This is a genomic window from Pedobacter riviphilus, from assembly GCF_014692875.1.
In the GTDB taxonomy this organism is placed as follows: Bacteria; Bacteroidota; Bacteroidia; order Sphingobacteriales; family Sphingobacteriaceae; genus Pedobacter; species Pedobacter riviphilus.
This window is the reverse complement of the sequence record NZ_CP061171.1, coordinates 5328126-5345434: the sequence shown is the minus strand read 5'-3', so window position 1 is coordinate 5345434 and position 17309 is coordinate 5328126. Positions and strand designations below refer to the sequence as shown.

Annotated in this window: 17 protein-coding genes; 10 read left to right on the top strand and 7 right to left on the bottom strand. The window is 37.4% G+C overall.

Annotated elements, in window-relative coordinates; genetic code table 11:
• The first annotated feature begins 18 nt into the window (after nucleotides 1-18).
• Nucleotides 19-1587, top strand: a complete 1569-nt coding sequence (locus H9N25_RS22055; protein ID WP_223833478.1) for a M28 family metallopeptidase — start codon at nucleotides 19-21, stop codon at nucleotides 1585-1587.
• 98 nt (nucleotides 1588-1685) lie between these two features.
• On the opposite strand, the gene H9N25_RS22050 is transcribed toward H9N25_RS22055, so the two are convergent.
• The gene (locus H9N25_RS22050) at nucleotides 1686-1916 is read right to left on the bottom strand and encodes a response regulator transcription factor (RefSeq protein ID WP_167296223.1); all 231 of its coding nucleotides are present in this window, start codon (nucleotides 1914-1916) and stop codon (nucleotides 1686-1688) included.
• A gap of 318 nt (nucleotides 1917-2234) precedes the next feature.
• Between H9N25_RS22050 and H9N25_RS22045 the strand changes: the two genes are divergently transcribed.
• The 7 genes from H9N25_RS22045 to H9N25_RS22015 all read left to right on the top strand — a co-directional run bounded on the left by H9N25_RS22045 (nucleotide 2235) and on the right by H9N25_RS22015 (nucleotide 8424).
• The gene (locus H9N25_RS22045) at nucleotides 2235-2684 is read left to right on the top strand and encodes a hypothetical protein (RefSeq protein WP_167296222.1); all 450 of its coding nucleotides are present in this window, start codon (nucleotides 2235-2237) and stop codon (nucleotides 2682-2684) included.
• A gap of 696 nt (nucleotides 2685-3380) precedes the next feature.
• Nucleotides 3381-4148: a sensor histidine kinase gene (locus H9N25_RS22040; RefSeq protein ID WP_167296221.1), complete on the top strand. Its 768-nt coding sequence runs from the start codon at nucleotides 3381-3383 to the stop codon at nucleotides 4146-4148.
• 4 nt (nucleotides 4149-4152) lie between these two features.
• A complete protein-coding gene (locus H9N25_RS22035) occupies nucleotides 4153-4794 on the top strand; it encodes a response regulator transcription factor (RefSeq protein WP_190327251.1) in 642 nt (213 codons plus the stop codon).
• Between the two features lie 210 nt (nucleotides 4795-5004).
• On the top strand, nucleotides 5005-5382 hold the full coding sequence (locus tag H9N25_RS22030) for a BlaI/MecI/CopY family transcriptional regulator (protein WP_147227562.1): 378 nt from the start codon (nucleotides 5005-5007) through the stop codon (nucleotides 5380-5382).
• Nucleotides 5379-7364, top strand: coding sequence for a M56 family metallopeptidase (locus tag H9N25_RS22025; protein ID WP_190327250.1), 1986 nt, complete (start codon nucleotides 5379-5381; stop codon nucleotides 7362-7364). The genes H9N25_RS22030 and H9N25_RS22025 overlap by 4 nt, the downstream gene beginning before the upstream one ends.
• Before the next feature lie 5 nt (nucleotides 7365-7369).
• Nucleotides 7370-7999, top strand: a complete 630-nt coding sequence (locus H9N25_RS22020) for a TonB-dependent receptor plug domain-containing protein (protein WP_190327249.1) — start codon at nucleotides 7370-7372, stop codon at nucleotides 7997-7999.
• Nucleotides 8000-8025: 26 nt separating this feature from the next.
• Nucleotides 8026-8424: an energy transducer TonB gene (locus H9N25_RS22015; RefSeq protein ID WP_190327248.1), complete on the top strand. Its 399-nt coding sequence runs from the start codon at nucleotides 8026-8028 to the stop codon at nucleotides 8422-8424.
• A 498-nt stretch (nucleotides 8425-8922) separates the two neighbouring features.
• Here H9N25_RS22015 and H9N25_RS22010 read toward each other — a convergent pair whose 3' ends face one another.
• The 3 genes from H9N25_RS22010 to H9N25_RS22000 all read right to left on the bottom strand — a co-directional run bounded on the left by H9N25_RS22010 (nucleotide 8923) and on the right by H9N25_RS22000 (nucleotide 12482).
• Nucleotides 8923-9693, bottom strand: a complete 771-nt coding sequence (locus H9N25_RS22010; RefSeq protein WP_109929539.1) for a succinate dehydrogenase/fumarate reductase iron-sulfur subunit — start codon at nucleotides 9691-9693, stop codon at nucleotides 8923-8925.
• 111 nt (nucleotides 9694-9804) lie between these two features.
• A complete protein-coding gene (locus H9N25_RS22005) occupies nucleotides 9805-11784 on the bottom strand; it encodes a fumarate reductase/succinate dehydrogenase flavoprotein subunit (protein WP_167296216.1) in 1980 nt (659 codons plus the stop codon).
• Nucleotides 11785-11801: 17 nt separating this feature from the next.
• A complete protein-coding gene (locus tag H9N25_RS22000; protein WP_190327247.1) occupies nucleotides 11802-12482 on the bottom strand; it encodes a succinate dehydrogenase cytochrome b subunit in 681 nt (226 codons plus the stop codon).
• A gap of 237 nt (nucleotides 12483-12719) precedes the next feature.
• On the opposite strand from H9N25_RS22000, the gene H9N25_RS21995 reads away from it, so the two are divergent.
• Nucleotides 12720-13841: a TlpA family protein disulfide reductase gene (locus tag H9N25_RS21995; RefSeq protein WP_190327246.1), complete on the top strand. Its 1122-nt coding sequence runs from the start codon at nucleotides 12720-12722 to the stop codon at nucleotides 13839-13841.
• Between the two features lie 89 nt (nucleotides 13842-13930).
• Here H9N25_RS21995 and H9N25_RS21990 read toward each other — a convergent pair whose 3' ends face one another.
• Complete coding sequence (locus tag H9N25_RS21990; protein ID WP_010599638.1) at nucleotides 13931-14122, bottom strand: cold-shock protein; 192 nt, start codon at nucleotides 14120-14122, stop codon at nucleotides 13931-13933.
• A gap of 281 nt (nucleotides 14123-14403) precedes the next feature.
• Complete coding sequence (locus H9N25_RS21985) at nucleotides 14404-14907, bottom strand: hypothetical protein (protein WP_190327245.1); 504 nt, start codon at nucleotides 14905-14907, stop codon at nucleotides 14404-14406.
• 265 nt (nucleotides 14908-15172) lie between these two features.
• Between H9N25_RS21985 and H9N25_RS21980 the strand changes: the two genes are divergently transcribed.
• Entirely contained in the window at nucleotides 15173-15517 is a 345-nt protein-coding gene (locus H9N25_RS21980) for a four-helix bundle copper-binding protein (RefSeq protein WP_190327244.1), read from the top strand.
• Between the two features lie 59 nt (nucleotides 15518-15576).
• On the opposite strand, the gene H9N25_RS21975 is transcribed toward H9N25_RS21980, so the two are convergent.
• A complete protein-coding gene (locus H9N25_RS21975) occupies nucleotides 15577-17127 on the bottom strand; it encodes a trypsin-like peptidase domain-containing protein (RefSeq protein WP_167296211.1) in 1551 nt (516 codons plus the stop codon).
• Nucleotides 17128-17309: the final 182 nt, after the last annotated feature.

Below are 17309 nucleotides of genomic sequence, written 5' to 3'. Positions count from 1 at the left end.
CACCAAATTATTCATAAAATGATCAAAAAATTTACAATCACAGCATTGGCCTTTGGCCTGTGCTTTTCGGCTTTTGCACAAGATACCCCTGATGCAGCTGTAGTACAAAAAATAAGAAAGGAAGGTCTGGAAAATTCGAAGGCAATGGATATTGCTTTTAATTTAACTGATGTAAGTGGTCCACGTTTATCAAATTCTCCGGGGTTAAAAAAAGCACAGGATTGGGCAGTGAAGCAACTAACTGATTGGGGATTAAAAAATGTACACCTCGAAGCCTGGGGAACTTTCGGTAAAGGCTGGCAGATTGATAAATACTATGCTGCCACCACACTCCCTTATTATCATACCATTATTGCCTCTCCTAAAGCATGGACACCTGGTACAAATGGCCCGATCAAATCGCAGGTAATTTTAATCAAGGCCGATAGTGTTGCCGATTTAGCAAAATATAAAGGAAAATTGGCCGGAAAAATCATTATGATGGATCAGGGCACTCCACTGGCAAGTGGCGTTAAACCTGATTTTTCGCGCTATGCCGATACTACCCTGGCACAAATGGCCGCAGCAAAACCACAAACTGCAGGCCCAAGACAACGCCCTACTGGCGGGCCAATGGCCGATAGAATGGCGCAGATGATGAAAATGCGTGAAATCCGCGCGGCAATGAGTGCCATGTTGGTAGAAGAAAAAGTAGGTTTAATTTTAACTTATGCCCGTGGAGGACAGGGGACTTTTTTCACCAGTAACGGTGCTTCTTATGCTTTAGATGCAAAACCGGTATCGCCTGAACTTGAAGTTGCAGCAGAAGATTTCTTGCATATATTGCGTCTTTTACGTGCTGGCAAGCCTGTAGAAATTGAAGCCGATATCAAAACCTCTTTTTATGACCAGGATCCTCAAGGATATAACGTAATTGCCGAAATACCCGGAACCGATAAAAAACTAAAAGATGAAGTGGTAATGATTGGCGGGCACTTCGATTCGTGGCATGCGGCAACGGGCGCTACAGATAATGCAGCAGGTTCTACCGTAATGATGGAAGCCATGCGTATTTTAAAAGCGATAGATTTTAAACCGAAGCGCACCATCCGTATTGCACTTTGGAGCTCGGAAGAGCAAGGTTTATTTGGATCAAGAGGCTATGTAGCAAAACATTTCGGCGATCCAAAAACAATGGTATTAACGCCAGATCAGAAAAAAATATCAGCTTATTACAACCTTGACAATGGAACAGGGAAAATCCGCGGTGTATATTTACAGGGCAATGTAGCGGCTGGTCCGATTTTCCAAAGCTGGTTAACACCTTTTAACGATCTTGGTGCAACTACCATCACCATCAATAATACAGGTGGTACCGATCACCAGGCATTTGATGCCGTAGGCATCCCGGGTTTCCAGTTTATTCAGGATCCTGCCGATTACAATACCCGTACCCACCATAGCAATATGGATACTTATGATAGACTTGTTGAGGATGATTTAAAACAGGCGGCAACCATCATCGCTTCTTTTGTTTACAATACTTCGCAGCGCGAGGCACAGATTCCACGAAAAGAACTGCCTGCTCCACAACCGGCAAGACCTTAAACAAAATACAACGATAAACAAAAGCCTGCTGATTTGACTTTAGTATCAAATAGCAGGCTTTGTTGTTTAGAATGAGAGGTTATATGTATTTTTAACCCTTATAGGGATAATATTCTTTCTTTAAAGGCCCAAACAATTAACTGATAAGAATTTTTTAGATCGAGCTTTCTTACCATATTTCTTCGGTGCGTATTAACCGTATGCTCGCTGATAAAAAGCATTCCGCCAATTTCTTTACTGTTGTAGCCCATTGATAAAAGGTGCACAATTTCGACTTCCCTTTCGCTAATCGAACTATGGTTTTCCCGCAGCAGGATATTATTTATCATTTTTGAAAGAATTAAATGGTTAATGTTTCTAATAATTAAACGCTACTAAAAAAAATAGACTTATTTTGAAATAGGTCTAAAATATGTGTTTTCATAGGGTAGATAGCATTCATTTTTTACAATGACAAATTATTCAGTTGTTATTGTATACCAAAAGTAGTGGTAGGTGGCGATTCGGGGTTAGCGTAAAACGCCCTAAATAGAAGGGTATTTTTACGGTATCATTAAACAGCACTTTGAGCCATTGTAGAATTTATTTTTCATCTTTCATTAGCTTATTACTTATTATTTATATTTGGGTTAAAACCAACAAATTTTATGACACAAGTTCTATTAACGCAGGATGGTAAAAATAACACCATCCCGGTAAGTATTGCACAACAGATGACAGCGGCTTTTCGCAAGAGCCAGAACACAGAAAGAGGTACATATACAGAAGCGGCCTGGTTTCCTGCGGCGCAGATATCATCCTTAACAAAAAAAATAATTGACCTTGGTGGTGACGGGATTAGAATTTATTTCGGAAGATACACCAGCGAAATCATTGATCAGATCAACAAATTGGAATATGGCGACAAAATCCCTTTAACTTATACTGAAATGAATACTGTACTTCTTGTGGTTACTAAATTAATTGATGGTAAACCCTGCACTGATTATTTTATTGATAAAGATTACGGCGATCCAATATCACAACCTACCGATCCAGAAAACAGAGCTGACTTATGTCCGCAACTATGTGATGATAATAGTAAACTGATGTTGTAATACATTTTCTATGATAGGAAAAATTGCTACACAAATAGACATATTTAAGGCCCTAAAATTTATTGTTCCAACTAATAGCTCATATATTGAGCTACTTTGCCTTGGTTTTGCCATATACTTTTTATCTAAAGATAAAGCGCCATTTTGGCGGATAAGCATATGGTACCTTGTAGTAGTAATGATAACAGAGATTGTTGGAAGGTATTGTGCGGTAACTTATCGTACAAATTTATTTGTGTATAACATTTATACTTTATTTGAAATATCGTACGTTACCTACGGATTCCATACTTTTATAAAACAGTATGCTGATATCAAAAAATGGATAATTACAATCTATGGAATAATAATGTTAATTTATATCACATTCACCTCCATATACGGAATAAACGTTTACAATGCTTTTACGATAAGTATAGCCTCTGTGGTTTTTGTAATTTATGGCCTATTGTATTTTTATTTGTTACTCAAAGACGAAAATTATATTGATTTAAAGTTTCACCCTGCATTTTGGTGGGTTGGCGGGGCTTTGATATTTTATTTTGGCAGCACACTCGCTAATTTCTTTGATGAAATTATACAGCAAAAATTTTTAGGAAAATACAATACTCGGAGTATTATTTATACAACACTTAACTTTTTTCTATACGGCCTTTGGGCCTATTCATTTATATGCAGAGCTCGTCAACGGAAGTAATGTCACTCATACTATTGGCATCATTTGTTTTCCTTTTGATGCCAATATTCTTATTACTCTACATCAGATCGTACAACCGGCATAAAAAGAACCACGTTTTGGAAAAGCAGAATATGCAGCAAAAATTTGAATCCGAAATGCTTCAAGCACGGGTAGAAGTACAAGATCAAACCATGCAAAGCATAGCTACAGAATTACATGATAATGTTGGCCAGTTGCTCAGTCTTACTACACTAACACTAAACTCTATAAATTTAAATGATGAGGGAAAAGCCAAAAAGAAAATCGATAATTCATTAGCACTTGTTAACAAATCCATTAAAGAATTAAGGGAGCTGGCCAAGCTATTACATGGAGAGCAACTGGTAGAAAATGGCATTGGTCATGCGATAGATCAGGAAATTAACTGGCTTAATAAGGCCGGTACTTACGAATTAAAAATCAACAACCTGCTCATTGATCTGCAAATTGCCTCGCCAAACAAGGACTTGATCATTCTTCGTTTGCTGCAAGAAATTATCAATAATATTATAAAACATGCACAGGCAACCCATATTCAACTCGATTCATACCTGACAGACAATATTTTACACTTAAGGGTTGTAGAAAATGGAGTTGGTTTTAATCCCGAAGAAATTAAATCAAAAAAAACAGGGATGGGCCTAAATTCTATTTTTAAAAGAATTGAGATGATCAATGGAAAATTAACATTAAATTCGGCTTCAGGCGAAGGCACTTCCATTTCAATAGAAGTTCCATACCCTTAATTGTATGCAAGACCAAAGTATTTTTATCGCTATTGTTGATGATCACACGCTTTTCCGTTCCGGATTGGCAAGCCTATTGGAAGAATTTGATGAAATAAATATAACGTTTGAGGCTGTAAACGGATTAGATCTCCAAGCCAAAATGAACAACAACCAGCAAGTTCAACTCATATTAATGGATATTAATATGCCAGTAATGGACGGTTTTGCAGCAACTAAATGGATTAAAATGAATCATCCGAATGTACATGTACTTGCATTAAGTATGCTCGAGGATGAAAAAGCAATTATTGGAATGCTTAAGGCTGGCGCCGGGGGTTACATGCTTAAAGAATCGACCCCATCAGATCTGTTAACGGCAATTAAAGTAATTGTAAACAAGGGTTTTTATGTAAACGAGTTGGTATCTGGCAGACTTTTAGTGGCACTGAAAGACAGCGATCAAAAGCCGGTATTCTCTGCAAGAGAGCTCACATTTTTGCAATATTGCAGTACCGAACTTACTTATAAGGAAATTGCAGACCTCATGAATGTAAGTCCGCGCACAGTAGACAACTATCGGGAATCTCTTTTTGCCAAACTAAATATTAAATCGCGCACAGGATTGGTCGTTTATGGCATCAAAAACAACCTGATCACCATCTAGCCAAAACAAACACAAACAACCTGATTTACAATACAATAAATATCTATCTTTAATCACTTCTTCGCAAAGAAAAATCCTAAAGTAGAACAAAAAATTTGCTCATTAATTTTTCTAATAATTTATGCGATAAAATTTGGATAACTAACTAATTAGTTTTAACTTTAGCTAAGGCAAAGTATTTTGCCGTCATCCTTATTATTATTAACTATTATGGAAATTAAAGATTTAACCAAAGCCGAAGAACAGATTATGCAGGTTTTATGGCAATTGGAAAAAGCATTCGTCAAAGAAGTTATTGATGAGCTACCCCTCCCTAAACCTGCTTACAATACCGTATCAACCATTATTAGAATTTTAGAAACCAAAGGTTTTATTGGTCACGAAGCTTTCGGTAAGGCCCACCAATATTATCCTTTGATCAGCAGAGAAGAATATAAACGCCATGCAACAGAAAAACTGTTGGGCAATTACTTCGAAAATTCGGTAGAGAGTATGTTCTCTTTTTTCGTTAAGGAAGAAAAACTGGATTTAAGCGATGTTGATGAAATTTTAAAAATGATCAATAAAATTAAACATAAGCCAAAATGAGTTTTGCCCACTACCTATTACAGGTGAACTTATACTTAATTGTTTTTTTCGGTTTTTACAAATTACTGTTAGATAAGGAGACCTACTTCACTTTAAACCGCATTTATTTAGTATCTGCGGGCGTTTTGTCTTTATGCATACCATTTATCCGTTTAGAATGGCTAACGGAACAGAAAGCAGCGCAACAGGTTTATACTTCAGTTAATTGGGAAGCCGTATTAGCACAGGCAACAATTGTAACGGAACGTAACACTGGTTTTAACTGGGGAAATGCTTTCGTTTATATCTATTGTGCCGGTATTTTGTTCTTCTTAGGTAGATTGGTATTTAACTTATTAGCAGTTAAAAAACTCATCACTATAAATAAGGCTGGCTCGGCTTTCTCCTTTTTTGGCAAAAAAGTAATTGATCAGCAACTACCGCAAATGGATGTGATTGATATTCATGAAGAAGCACACATCAAACAATGGCATACCGTAGATATTTTATTTTTCGAAATTATAGGGATTATTACCTGGTTAAACCCGGTTATTTATCTTTACAAAAACACCATTAAAAATATCCACGAGTTTTTAGCTGATGAACTTGCCGCAGAATTTCAGGGTGATAAAGCTGAATATGCCATGCTATTACTAAGTAAGTCGTTTGGTATTTCACCAAATGCCTTAACAAATGGATTCTTAGGAAAATCATTGATCAAAAAAAGAATTTTCATGCTTCATAAAGAGCGGTCTAAAAAGATCGCTATTGTGAAGTATGGAATTTTTATTCCTTTATTTGCCATTCTGATTGTGTTTTCGTCGGCTACTGTTCGTAAAAATGAGAAATTGTTGTCCATTACAGATCAAATCCCAATGGAGAAACCGATCGAGATGGTTGAAAACATGGTTACTGCTCCTGAAAAGCCAGTTATAACACCTACAATTTCTGTTGATGGCAAAACAGATGCAAACTGGAAGGGATTTTATCAGTTTTTATCGAGAAATATTAAATACCCAAACGCAGCCAGTAGCGATGAGGTGCAAGGAAATACGCAGATAAAATTTAAGCTAAAAGGCGGTAGAGTTACCGATATTACATCGAATATAGAACTAGGAGCAGGTTGTGATGAAGAAGTGATGAAAGCAATTTTATCCTATAAAGGATTTAAAACCGTAGCTGATGGCAAATATGCTTTAACGGTAAGTTTTAAAATTCCAGAATCTTCGGAAGAGTTTAAGAATAAATTATTGCCTAAATCTGATGGATATGTAAACCTGAACAAGATTAATATCATATCTTATCTTCCTAAAACCACCGAAACGGAAACCAGCGCTATTAAATCTGAAAATACAGATAAAGTATATGATTTTGTTTCAATCGAGAAACAACCAGAATTTCCGGGAGGCATAAGCAAGTTTTATAGATATCTGAGTAGCAGCATTAAGTATCCTAAGTTGGCACAGGAGAATAATGTGCAGGGTAAGGTTTTCCTCAGCTTTGTAGTTGAAAAAGATGGATCATTAACAGATATCCAGATTACACGTGGTTTAGGAAGCGGCACAGACGAGGAGGCCATCAGGGTTTTAAAAGAATCGCCAAAATGGCACCCAGGTATCCAGAATGGCCTAGCTGTAAGGGTAAAATATAATATCAACGTTAATTTCACCATCAACGATCCCACAAAAGAGACTAAAACAGGTAGCATTTCCAACGACCGGATTAGATTAAAAGAGGGTACAAATCTTGATGCGCTAGTTATTTTAGATGGTGTTAAATTATCAGATAACAGTCAATTGAATGCGATAAACCCAAACAACATCGAATCAATAGAAGTGTTAAAAGATCAAACAGCAATGAATCTATATGGGCCAAAAGCCAAGGGTGGCGTCATTTTAGTTACCAGTAAGGGCGCAAAAAGCAACGCTTTCAGGCCACTTGACTCAAAAGAGCTTTCGATAGATAAAACAATTAATTTTTTCGAACTTAATAGAAAATTCTAACTAAAATGAAAAATATAATCGCTTTTACCATGATGATGGGTTTTAGTTTAGTTGGTTTTGCCCAAAAGGCAGATAGTACTAAAACACCTAGATTTAGGCTTAGAGGAACACCTATAGCTGGCACAGAACCTCTGGTTATAATTGATGGGAACAAACAGTTTATAAGGGGGACAACATCCTTAAGCGCAATTGATCAGGACAATATAGAAGCAATTAATATTTTAAAAGACAGTTCGGCAGTTGCGAAATACGGATCGGATGGATTTGCGGGCGTAATAGAAATTAAAACCAAAAATACTATAGGCTCCAACCTGCTTAAGGGCAAACCAATAAAACCTATTGATCTTAATTTAAATGGAAAAGTGTCTGGATTTCGCGTACTTCCACCACCAAACGGCGAAACACCTGTTGGGAAGCGAGACCTACTAAATAGAGATTTTGACCCCAAGGCAAAACCACTTTATATCATTGACGGAAAAGAAGTTTCAGAGATAAAAAGTTTGGATCAGGAATCTATTGAATCGATAGAAGTCCTTAAAGGCTCATCTGCAGGAACCTTACATGGTGATAAGGGCAAAAATGGAGTCGTGATTATTACCACTAAAAAATCAAGAGCTACGCCCAAGAAAAACTAAATAATCAACATTTTAATAAAAAAACAATGAGAAAGCTAATCTTTTTAGCCCTAACGGGCATCGCCATGTGCTTTAATTTGGCAAAAGCGCAGAACAATCCGAACAAAGTTTATGATTTTGTATCTGTTGAAAAACAACCAGCGTTTCCTGGAGGCATTTCAAAATTTTACGATTACCTCGCCAAGGAAATGAAATATCCCGACGCAGCCAAGAAAAACAAAACCCAAGGTAAAATATTTGCATCTTTCATTGTTGAAAAAGACGGTACACTAACAGATGTACAAGTGATTAGAGGACTCACGACAGAAACTGATGCGGAAGCATTACGGGTATTGAGAAAATCTCCAAAATGGCAACCAGCTCAGCAGAAAGGAATACCAGTTCGTGTAAAATATAATATTGCAGTTAATTTTACCATGGCTTAAAAAAATCTAACTTAACGCTCTGTTAAAAAACACAAAACCCCAGCAAAAATTGCCGGGGTTTTATGTTTTCTCTCCTGTCTCGGAGGACTAAATTTATAAAATTTTTAATGTATATGCAAATATTACAGAATAAAATTTCTAAATATGCAAAATTTTAATATGCAAACATAAGATTATTACAACTTTCGCAAACTTTTATTTCGAGTCAGCTTTGTTGTGCAAGGTTTCGGTTTCAAAATATAAAGTTTCATTTGTTTTCATAACAGCTAGCAAATGTTAAATGTGTATCAGTTTTAATCGCCAGCTTGCTAACAAATCATTAAAATTTATTGATTATTTATTCTTAGTCTATTAACCAGCATTAGACTAATAATGTGCCTTCAACAGATATTTTTATCTATTTTATGATTGTTTTGTAGTTCCCTTTAAAAACTAAAAAGCCTCCACGTTGTGGAGGCTCAAGAACCCAGCAGTTAAGCTGGGTGCACAGTATATCTTTTAAACGGTTTCTTCTGAAATAAATTTTGCAGATGCAAAATCGCGGTTCATACGCGCGATGTTTTCTAAAGAGATTCCTTTAGGGCATTCGGCTTCGCAAGCACCAGTATTGGTACAGTTACCAAAACCTTCAGCATCCATTTGCGCAACCATGCTCTGCACCCTGCGGTAACGCTCTGGCTGACCTTGTGGCAACAATGCCAACTGAGAGATCTTAGCTGATACGAATAACATTGCTGAAGCATTTTTACAGGTTGCCACACAAGCACCACAGCCAATACAAGCTGCAGCTTCGAAAGCAGCATCTGCCTGCATTTTAGGGATTGGCAGGTTGTTCGCATCTTGCGCATTGCCTGTGTTTACCGAAATAAAGCCGCCAGCAGCAATAACCCTGTCAAATGCAGAACGATCTACCGTTAAATCTTTTACTACCGGGAAGGCAGCAGCTCTCCAAGGCTCAACCACAATGGTATCGCCATCTTTGAAAGAACGCATGTGCAACTGGCAGGTGGTAACCAAATCTTTTGGTCCGTGAGGACGCCCGTTGATAAACATCGAGCACATTCCACAGATCCCTTCGCGGCAATCGTGATCGAATACAACCGGCTCTTCACCTTTGTTAATTAATTGTTCGTTTAATACATCGAACATCTCTAAGAAAGACATATCCGGTGAAATATCGGCCAATTTATAATCTACCAAAGCACCTTTGGTTTTGTTATTTTTTTGACGCCAAACTTTTAGCGTTAAGTTCATATTTCCTGTACTCATGATATTGAGATTTAAGTATCAACTATTAGTATCGAGTAATGAATATCAAGTATCAAGACGGTTTGCAATCTTGATACTTAATACTTAAATCTTGATACCCATTTCTTGCTACTATTTATAACTTCTTTGTGCTACTTTAATATTTTCAAACTTCAATTCTTCTTTGTGAAGTTCGAAGTTTACACCTTCCTTAAATTCCCAAGCGGCTACGTAAGAATAGTTCTCATCATCACGTAGTGCTTCACCTTCTTCTGTCTGATACTCTTCACGGAAGTGGCCACCACAACTTTCGTTACGGTTTAAAGCATCAATACACATCAACTCACCCAGTTCGATAAAATCGGCAACACGGCCAGCTTTTTCTAGTTCGGTATTTAACTCATCAGCTGTTCCAGGTACACGAACATCGCTCCAGAATTCAGCACGTAAAGCCCTGATTTCTTCAATCGCTTCTTTTAAACCTTTTTCGTTGCGGGCCATACCACATTTCTCCCACATAATGTGGCCTAAACGTTTATGGAAATGATCTACCGATTTGGTTCCTTTGATATTGATCAGTGTATTTAAAATACCTACAGCTCTTTCTTCGGCTTCAACAAAAGCAGGATGATCAGTCGGAATTGCTTTTACCGAAATCTCTTTCGATAAATAAGCACCAATGGTGTAAGGTAGAACGAAATAACCATCAGCCAAACCTTGCATCAAAGCTGATGCACCTAAACGGTTGGCACCGTGATCTGAGAAGTTAGCCTCACCAGTACAGTATAAACCAGGTACCGATGTCATTAAGTTATAATCAACCCATAAACCACCCATGGTATAGTGAACCGCAGGATAAATACGCATTGGTGTTTCGTAAGGATTCTCACCAGTAATCTGCGCATACATATCGAACAGGTTACCATATTTTTCCTTAATTACCGCAGTACCTAAACGCATGCAGGTTTCTTTATCAGGGTTGTGGTTACCGGCTTTAGCCGCTTCGATTTTACCGTAACGCTCTGTATTTGCTTTAAAGTCAAGATATACTGCCAATTTAGAAGCACCTACGCCATAACCTGCATCACAACGCTCTTTAGCGGCACGAGAAGCCACATCACGTGGAACCAGGTTACCAAAAGCAGGGTAACGGCGTTCTAAATAATAATCTCTTTCATCTTCAGGAATTTCTGAAGCTTTACGGTTATCATCTTTCTTTTTAGGAACCCAAATACGTCCATCGTTACGCAACGACTCAGACATTAGGGTTAATTTAGATTGGTGATCGCCAGAAACCGGGATACAAGTTGGGTGGATCTGCGTATAACATGGGTTTGCAAAATAAGCACCTTGTTTATGCGCTTTCCAGGCCGCAGTAACATTACTTCCCATCGCGTTGGTAGAAAGATAGAATACGTTACCGTAACCACCTGTTCCTAATACCACCGCATGACCGAAATGACGTTCGATTTCTCCTGTAATTAAGTTACGTGCGATAATACCACGCGCTTTGCCATCGATTTTAACCACCTCAAGCATTTCGTGGCGGGTATACATTTCTACTTTACCCATACCAATCTGGCGTTCTAAAGCAGAATAGGCACCTAATAATAACTGTTGTCCAGTTTGACCTGCAGCATAGAAAGTACGTTGTACCTGTGTACCACCGAAAGAACGGTTATCTAACAAACCACCATATTCACGCGCTAAAGGCACACCTTGTGCTACACACTGATCTATAATGTTGGCACTTACTTCGGCTAAACGGTGTACGTTAGCTTCGCGGGCACGATAATCGCCACCCTTAATTGTATCGTAGAAAAGGCGATAAACGCTATCACCATCATTCTGATAGTTTTTTGCTGCATTGATACCACCCTGAGCAGCAATTGAGTGTGCTCTACGTGGTGAATCCTGAAAACAGAAACATTTTACCTTGTAACCCATCTCGGCCAACGTAGCCGCTGCCGAAGCACCTGCTAAACCCGAACCTACTATGATTACTTCAATAGTTCTTTTGTTCGATGGGTTAACCAAAGGCACAGAAGACTTATATTTTGTCCATTTGCTGGTTAATTCGCCTTCTGGAATATTTGAATTAATATCTGACATATCTTTTGTGCTAAAAATTATTGAATAAGACCGAAATAAACTGCAATCGGCATGGCTGTGAAAAGGATCGAAATAATAACCGAATACCAAACGCCAGCTCCTTTAATTATACCATTATATTTTGAGTGGTTCCATCCTAATGTTTGGAATGCCGAAGCAAAACCATGCAATAAGTGGTAGCATAAAGAAAACATAGCCAAAATATATACGGCAACTCTTACCGGATCCTGAAATTTTTCTTTCATTACCGCAAAAAGATCTTCATGTCCGTTGGCATCAACCGTTGGGATTCCTGTAAAGCGAGAAACTACCCAAAAATCTTTCAGGTGGACAACCAGGAAGATCAGCAAAAGCGTACCCAACAAGCCCATAGAACGGCTATACCATTTACTGTTTGCCTTACCATCGTTTACGACATATTTAACCGGGCGTGCTTTCTGATTTTGCAACGTTAAACGTAACGCCTGAAAAATGTGCGCAAGCAAACCAATAAACAACACAATCTCGCCAGCCCGGATAATCCAGTTAGTGGCCATAAAATGTGCGCCTACGTTAAATGTTAAACCACCGTCGTTAATAAATATTAAAGCATTAATACCGCAGTGTACAATTAAAAAAAGTATCAGGAACAAACCTGTAATACCCATGATGAATTTCTTCCCTATTGATGAAGAAAATGCATTTCCGAAACCACTCATTTGATTAGGATTTATATCTAAATTTCTTGCAAAAGTATCTAATTATGAGTTTAATTTATAAACGAATATGACAAAACAACGATAAAACTTTTATTTAGAAACATTCTAAAGCATATTCGGAAGAAAGTGAAAGAATATGGGAATATTTATTTCTTAATGATAAAAAAATGAAGATGAGTTTATTTTCACCGAAATTCAACTAAGTTTTTCGTTATATTGCTCTATCAAATTATTAACATGAAAAAACAGCTCTATTTACTTATTTTATTAGCCAGTCTATTCTCTGCTTGCGACCCAGTTCCTGCTACATTTAATTTCGAAACCAAAAACTTTGGTCCAAATGCAGTAATGATCATTCAAAGTCCTGAAAACGGAGAAACACTGAAAGTTGAAAACATTACCAACGCCAACCAGACCTTCAAAATCAACATCCCGGTAAAAGGTTATGCCATTTTAAAAACCGAGGATGGCGATCACAAAGGAGAATATTACTTCTATCTTGACAAAGGCAGCTTCAAAGGCGTTCTTGATGGAAAAAACATTAATTCATATCCTTTAAAAAGTGTTCCAAACAAAGAGGGTGAACAATTTATAGACTTCTATAGACTAAAAGATAATATGAGCAAAAACCTGCTCGACAGTTTGGATATTGTTGAATCGGAATTTGACCAAGCCACGCAAAGCAATATTATGGAAAAGGCTAAAAATGCAGACCGTTGGAGAGAGAAAAAAATCTTGTTCCAATTGGATATCATAAAGGCCTTTGCCAAAAAGTATCCCCGTTCTGCGCACACCCTCTTTTTATTGGAACAACTAGGCAGGGCAGATTCGGAACCCAAAAATTATTTATCGATTTTTAACAGTTTAGATAAGGAAATTCAGGAAAGTAAAAAGGGCAAAAGTCTTTTAGAAGAGATTAAACAAGCTAACCAGATGATGGCGGGAAGTAAAATGCCTAATATTGAAGGAGAAAATCCAGATGGAAAAAAGTTCGACCTAAGTATACTTAAAAGGGTAAACCTGGTTATATGCTGGACTTCTTACAGTGGAAAAAGCAGAAAAAACAACCAGGTATTAGTTAAACTCTACGAAAAGTATAAAAATAAAGATGTAGAATTTATCGGGGTATCGTTCGATAAGAAAAGAGACTGGTGGGTAAATGTGATCAAGGATGATCACCTTACCTGGCCACAATATTCAGATCTTCAGGGAGCGAAATCGCCAAATGCAAAAAATTTAAGCAATTACAACGTTACCTACTTCTTTTTAGTAGATAAAAATGGTACTGTATTAACCAACAATGATCTTTCTTTAGATTTTGTTGACAGTGAAATCAGCAAAAATTTGGCAGGCAGATAAATATGAGGATCGACAATCCAAAAGTTGATTCCATAAAAAAAGTCCCGATTTGCATCGGGACTTTTTACGATTTATGTGTTTGAGTTTTCTTAAGCTACTTTAACATTTACCGCGTTTAGGCCTTTTCTACCTTCTTCTACATCGTAGTTTACGGTATCATTCTCGCGAATGTTATCGATTAAGCCTGAAGCATGAACAAAAATTTCGGCATCGCCATTAGATGGAGTGATAAATCCGAAACCTTTAGTTTCATTAAAAAATTTTACTGTTCCTTGTTGCATTATATTGTATTTTAATTTGCACCAAAGATAGAGTTAAATCCCTATAAATCAATTTTTTATTTTTTATTATATAAATAATTGCTAAATATATTGATAATTTGCCCTTTAAGCCTCATTTGGCGGCCTGATTTAATCCATCACCACTCCATATATTGCCTGGTTTTATCAATAAGGCACGTTCAAAACAGGCCTATGCCTCCGCTTTTCTACCTGAAAAAAGCAAAGACCAACCCAACCTATAAATTGCTATCGCAATCGATACTGGCTATCGGGATTTAAATTTAGCTATAAACCAGGCTTTCGTGCTGCTCATAATTTACTATCAGATTTTCGGTAATTTTTACTACCAATGTTTCGTGTTCTTTGCCATTATAGCTTAAGATTAATAAATCACCAACTATTTCGTGTAAAATTAATTTCGGACTGGTATAGGTGATCGAAACCACATGCGCTGCCTTATTTAACAGGTCTGAATCATAAATATGTAATTCGGCCCAATCGAAAAGAATCGGACGATCCTCAAGATCATTTAGAACAGGCATTTTCTGTGCTAAGGCAGCAATACTATTCATTACTGAATATTGAAGTTTTTGATTTAGCGTGTTTGCCTTTTCGTTGGCTTGTTGCATCTGAGAAAAGGTATGCAGGTGTTGATCCAAGCTATATATTTTTGATCTTTTTTGAAATTCTTTATAAGTATCATGAAAGATCCGTCTTTCAAAATCAGTTCTGCACATGAAATTGAAATATTGTTTTACACTGAGGTTAATACTAGCTAAAGCCATAATATTCGGTTTTTGTTCTGATTCTAATATGGAACAATAAAAAAATAATTACAAAGTATCAGTAAAGACTGATTATCAATCGATAAATAGCGAAACTAAGTCTTGATTATGAAAAACGGATGAATATTGGTTTGAGTACGAAGATTTGGCTGAACAGCTCCTTATTTAAGATATTTTAACATTTCGAAATCTCATTTTTTTAAAACAGTTTAATTTCCAACAGGTTATTAATATACAAAACAGGTATAACCAAAACTTTTACGATATGGAAACGAGGAACAACCATGGTTTAATCCAAACTTTACTAGATTGCGCGTTAGCTTGCGAACATTGTGCATCGTCATGCTTAAAAGAAGAAGACATCAACATGATGATTGACTGCATTAAACTAGATAGGGATTGCGCAGATATCTGTACCCAGGCAGCCAGGTTATTGCAAAGAGATTCAATTATTGGCCATCAATATTTATTGCTCTGTGAAGAAATATGCGGGCTTTGTGCGGCCGAGTGTGGCAAACATGATCATGAACACTGCAGACAATGTGCGGTGGCCTGCGAAGAATGTGCAGATGCTTGTCATGCCAACCACGAACCTATCAACCAAGACTAAAATAAAAAGGCTTCCCAAGTTAAACTCGGGAAGCCTTTTAAACTATTTATTACAATTAATTACTGTGCAGGGAAACTATAGTTATACGAACCTTGCTCGCCAACTCCAGAAATACTCACCATGTTGTTTCTGCCTAAAGGTAATGCTTTTTGTACATCAGCTACAGAATTTACAGGTTGTCCGTTAACTTTAGTAATAATTAAACCTTTTTCAACACCGATATTATCAAAAGCCTTGCCTGTAGTAACAGATGTTACCACCACTCCACTATTGATACCGTATTTCGATTTCTGAGCCTGAGTTGCCGGAGCAAAAGTTGCACCCAGTTTCGAAACTTCTACACCTTTACCTGTAGCATTTTTGGCTGTAAGGCCTACGCTAGCCTCTCCTTTTAAAGTTACGGTGTAATCTTTAAGTGCCCCATCTCTCAACACGGTTAATTTAACTTTATCACCTGGATTTAAACGGCCAACTCTTTCCTGAAGATCAGGCGAATCGTTGATCACTACTCCGTCAACTTTTTTAATTACGTCGCCTGATTTAATACCCGCAGCAGCAGCACCGCCACCAGCAACCACATCATTCACATACAAACCACTTATCTCGTTGGTTTTAATTCCTTCTGGTTTTTCCTCACCGCTTAATGGTACAAAGTTAACACCAATGTAACCACGTTTAACCGAACCATATTTCATAAAATCATCTACAATTTTACGGGCCAGGTTAACCGGAATTGCAAATCCATAACCTTGATTGTATCCACTCTGCGATGCTATTGCCGAGTTAATACCTACCAATTCGCCGCTTGCATTTACAAGAGCACCGCCGCTGTTACCAGGATTAATAGCAGCATCGGTTTGGATAAACGATTCGATACTGGTATTGGCCGGACGATCTGGTCTTTTACCAGTACGTTGGTATTCGCGATATTCCTCTTCTGTAATTTCATTGCCTTGTTGCTCGCGACCAATAATACCAATACTACGGTTTTTTGCACTTACAATACCAGCTGTTACTGTTGTATTTAAATCTAATGGGAAACCAACTGCTAAAACCCACTCTCCAACCTGCACATTATCCGAATTACCCATTTTTACTACCGGTAAACCAGTTGCATTTACTTTAATTAATGCTAAATCGGTATTTGGATCGCGGCCAATTACTTTTGCCTCTACTTTACGTCTGTCTGTTAAAACCACCTCTACCTTCTCTGCATTTTCTACCACGTGGTTATTGGTTACGATATAACCATCCTGACTTATAATTACACCAGAACCCGATGCTGCTCTAGGCTGACGCTGCATCTGACGGCCACCGCCACCAAAGAAATCTTCCATCATATCAAACGGAGAAGAACTTCTACCACCGCCGCTTTGTGCCGCATATGTAGTTTTAATGTGAACCACTCCAGGTGCAACTGCTGCTGCAGCCTGCGTAAAATCTGCTGTTCCTGCTGATGATACCTTAAGTGGATTATTGGCAAAGTATAAGTTCTGCTTTTCAGTAATCGTACTGCCAGTTTGGTTACGCTCAAATAGTTTGTAACCTCCAATTGCTGCCGCCCCACCTATAAAAGCGGCCAACACGGTAATTCCTAATATTTTTTTCATGTTTCTATATTGTGTTTTTTAAAGCCATGATTTATTATAAGCTGATTTGCTAGCTAATTGTTTGGTTAGCTTATAATATTCATTTGTTAAATGTTATTATTTGCGAGAGCATTTTCACTTTGATTTAAGCAGAATGCTCAGGCAGTTTTTATCTGCTCAAATTTTCTTTCGTAAGTTTATTC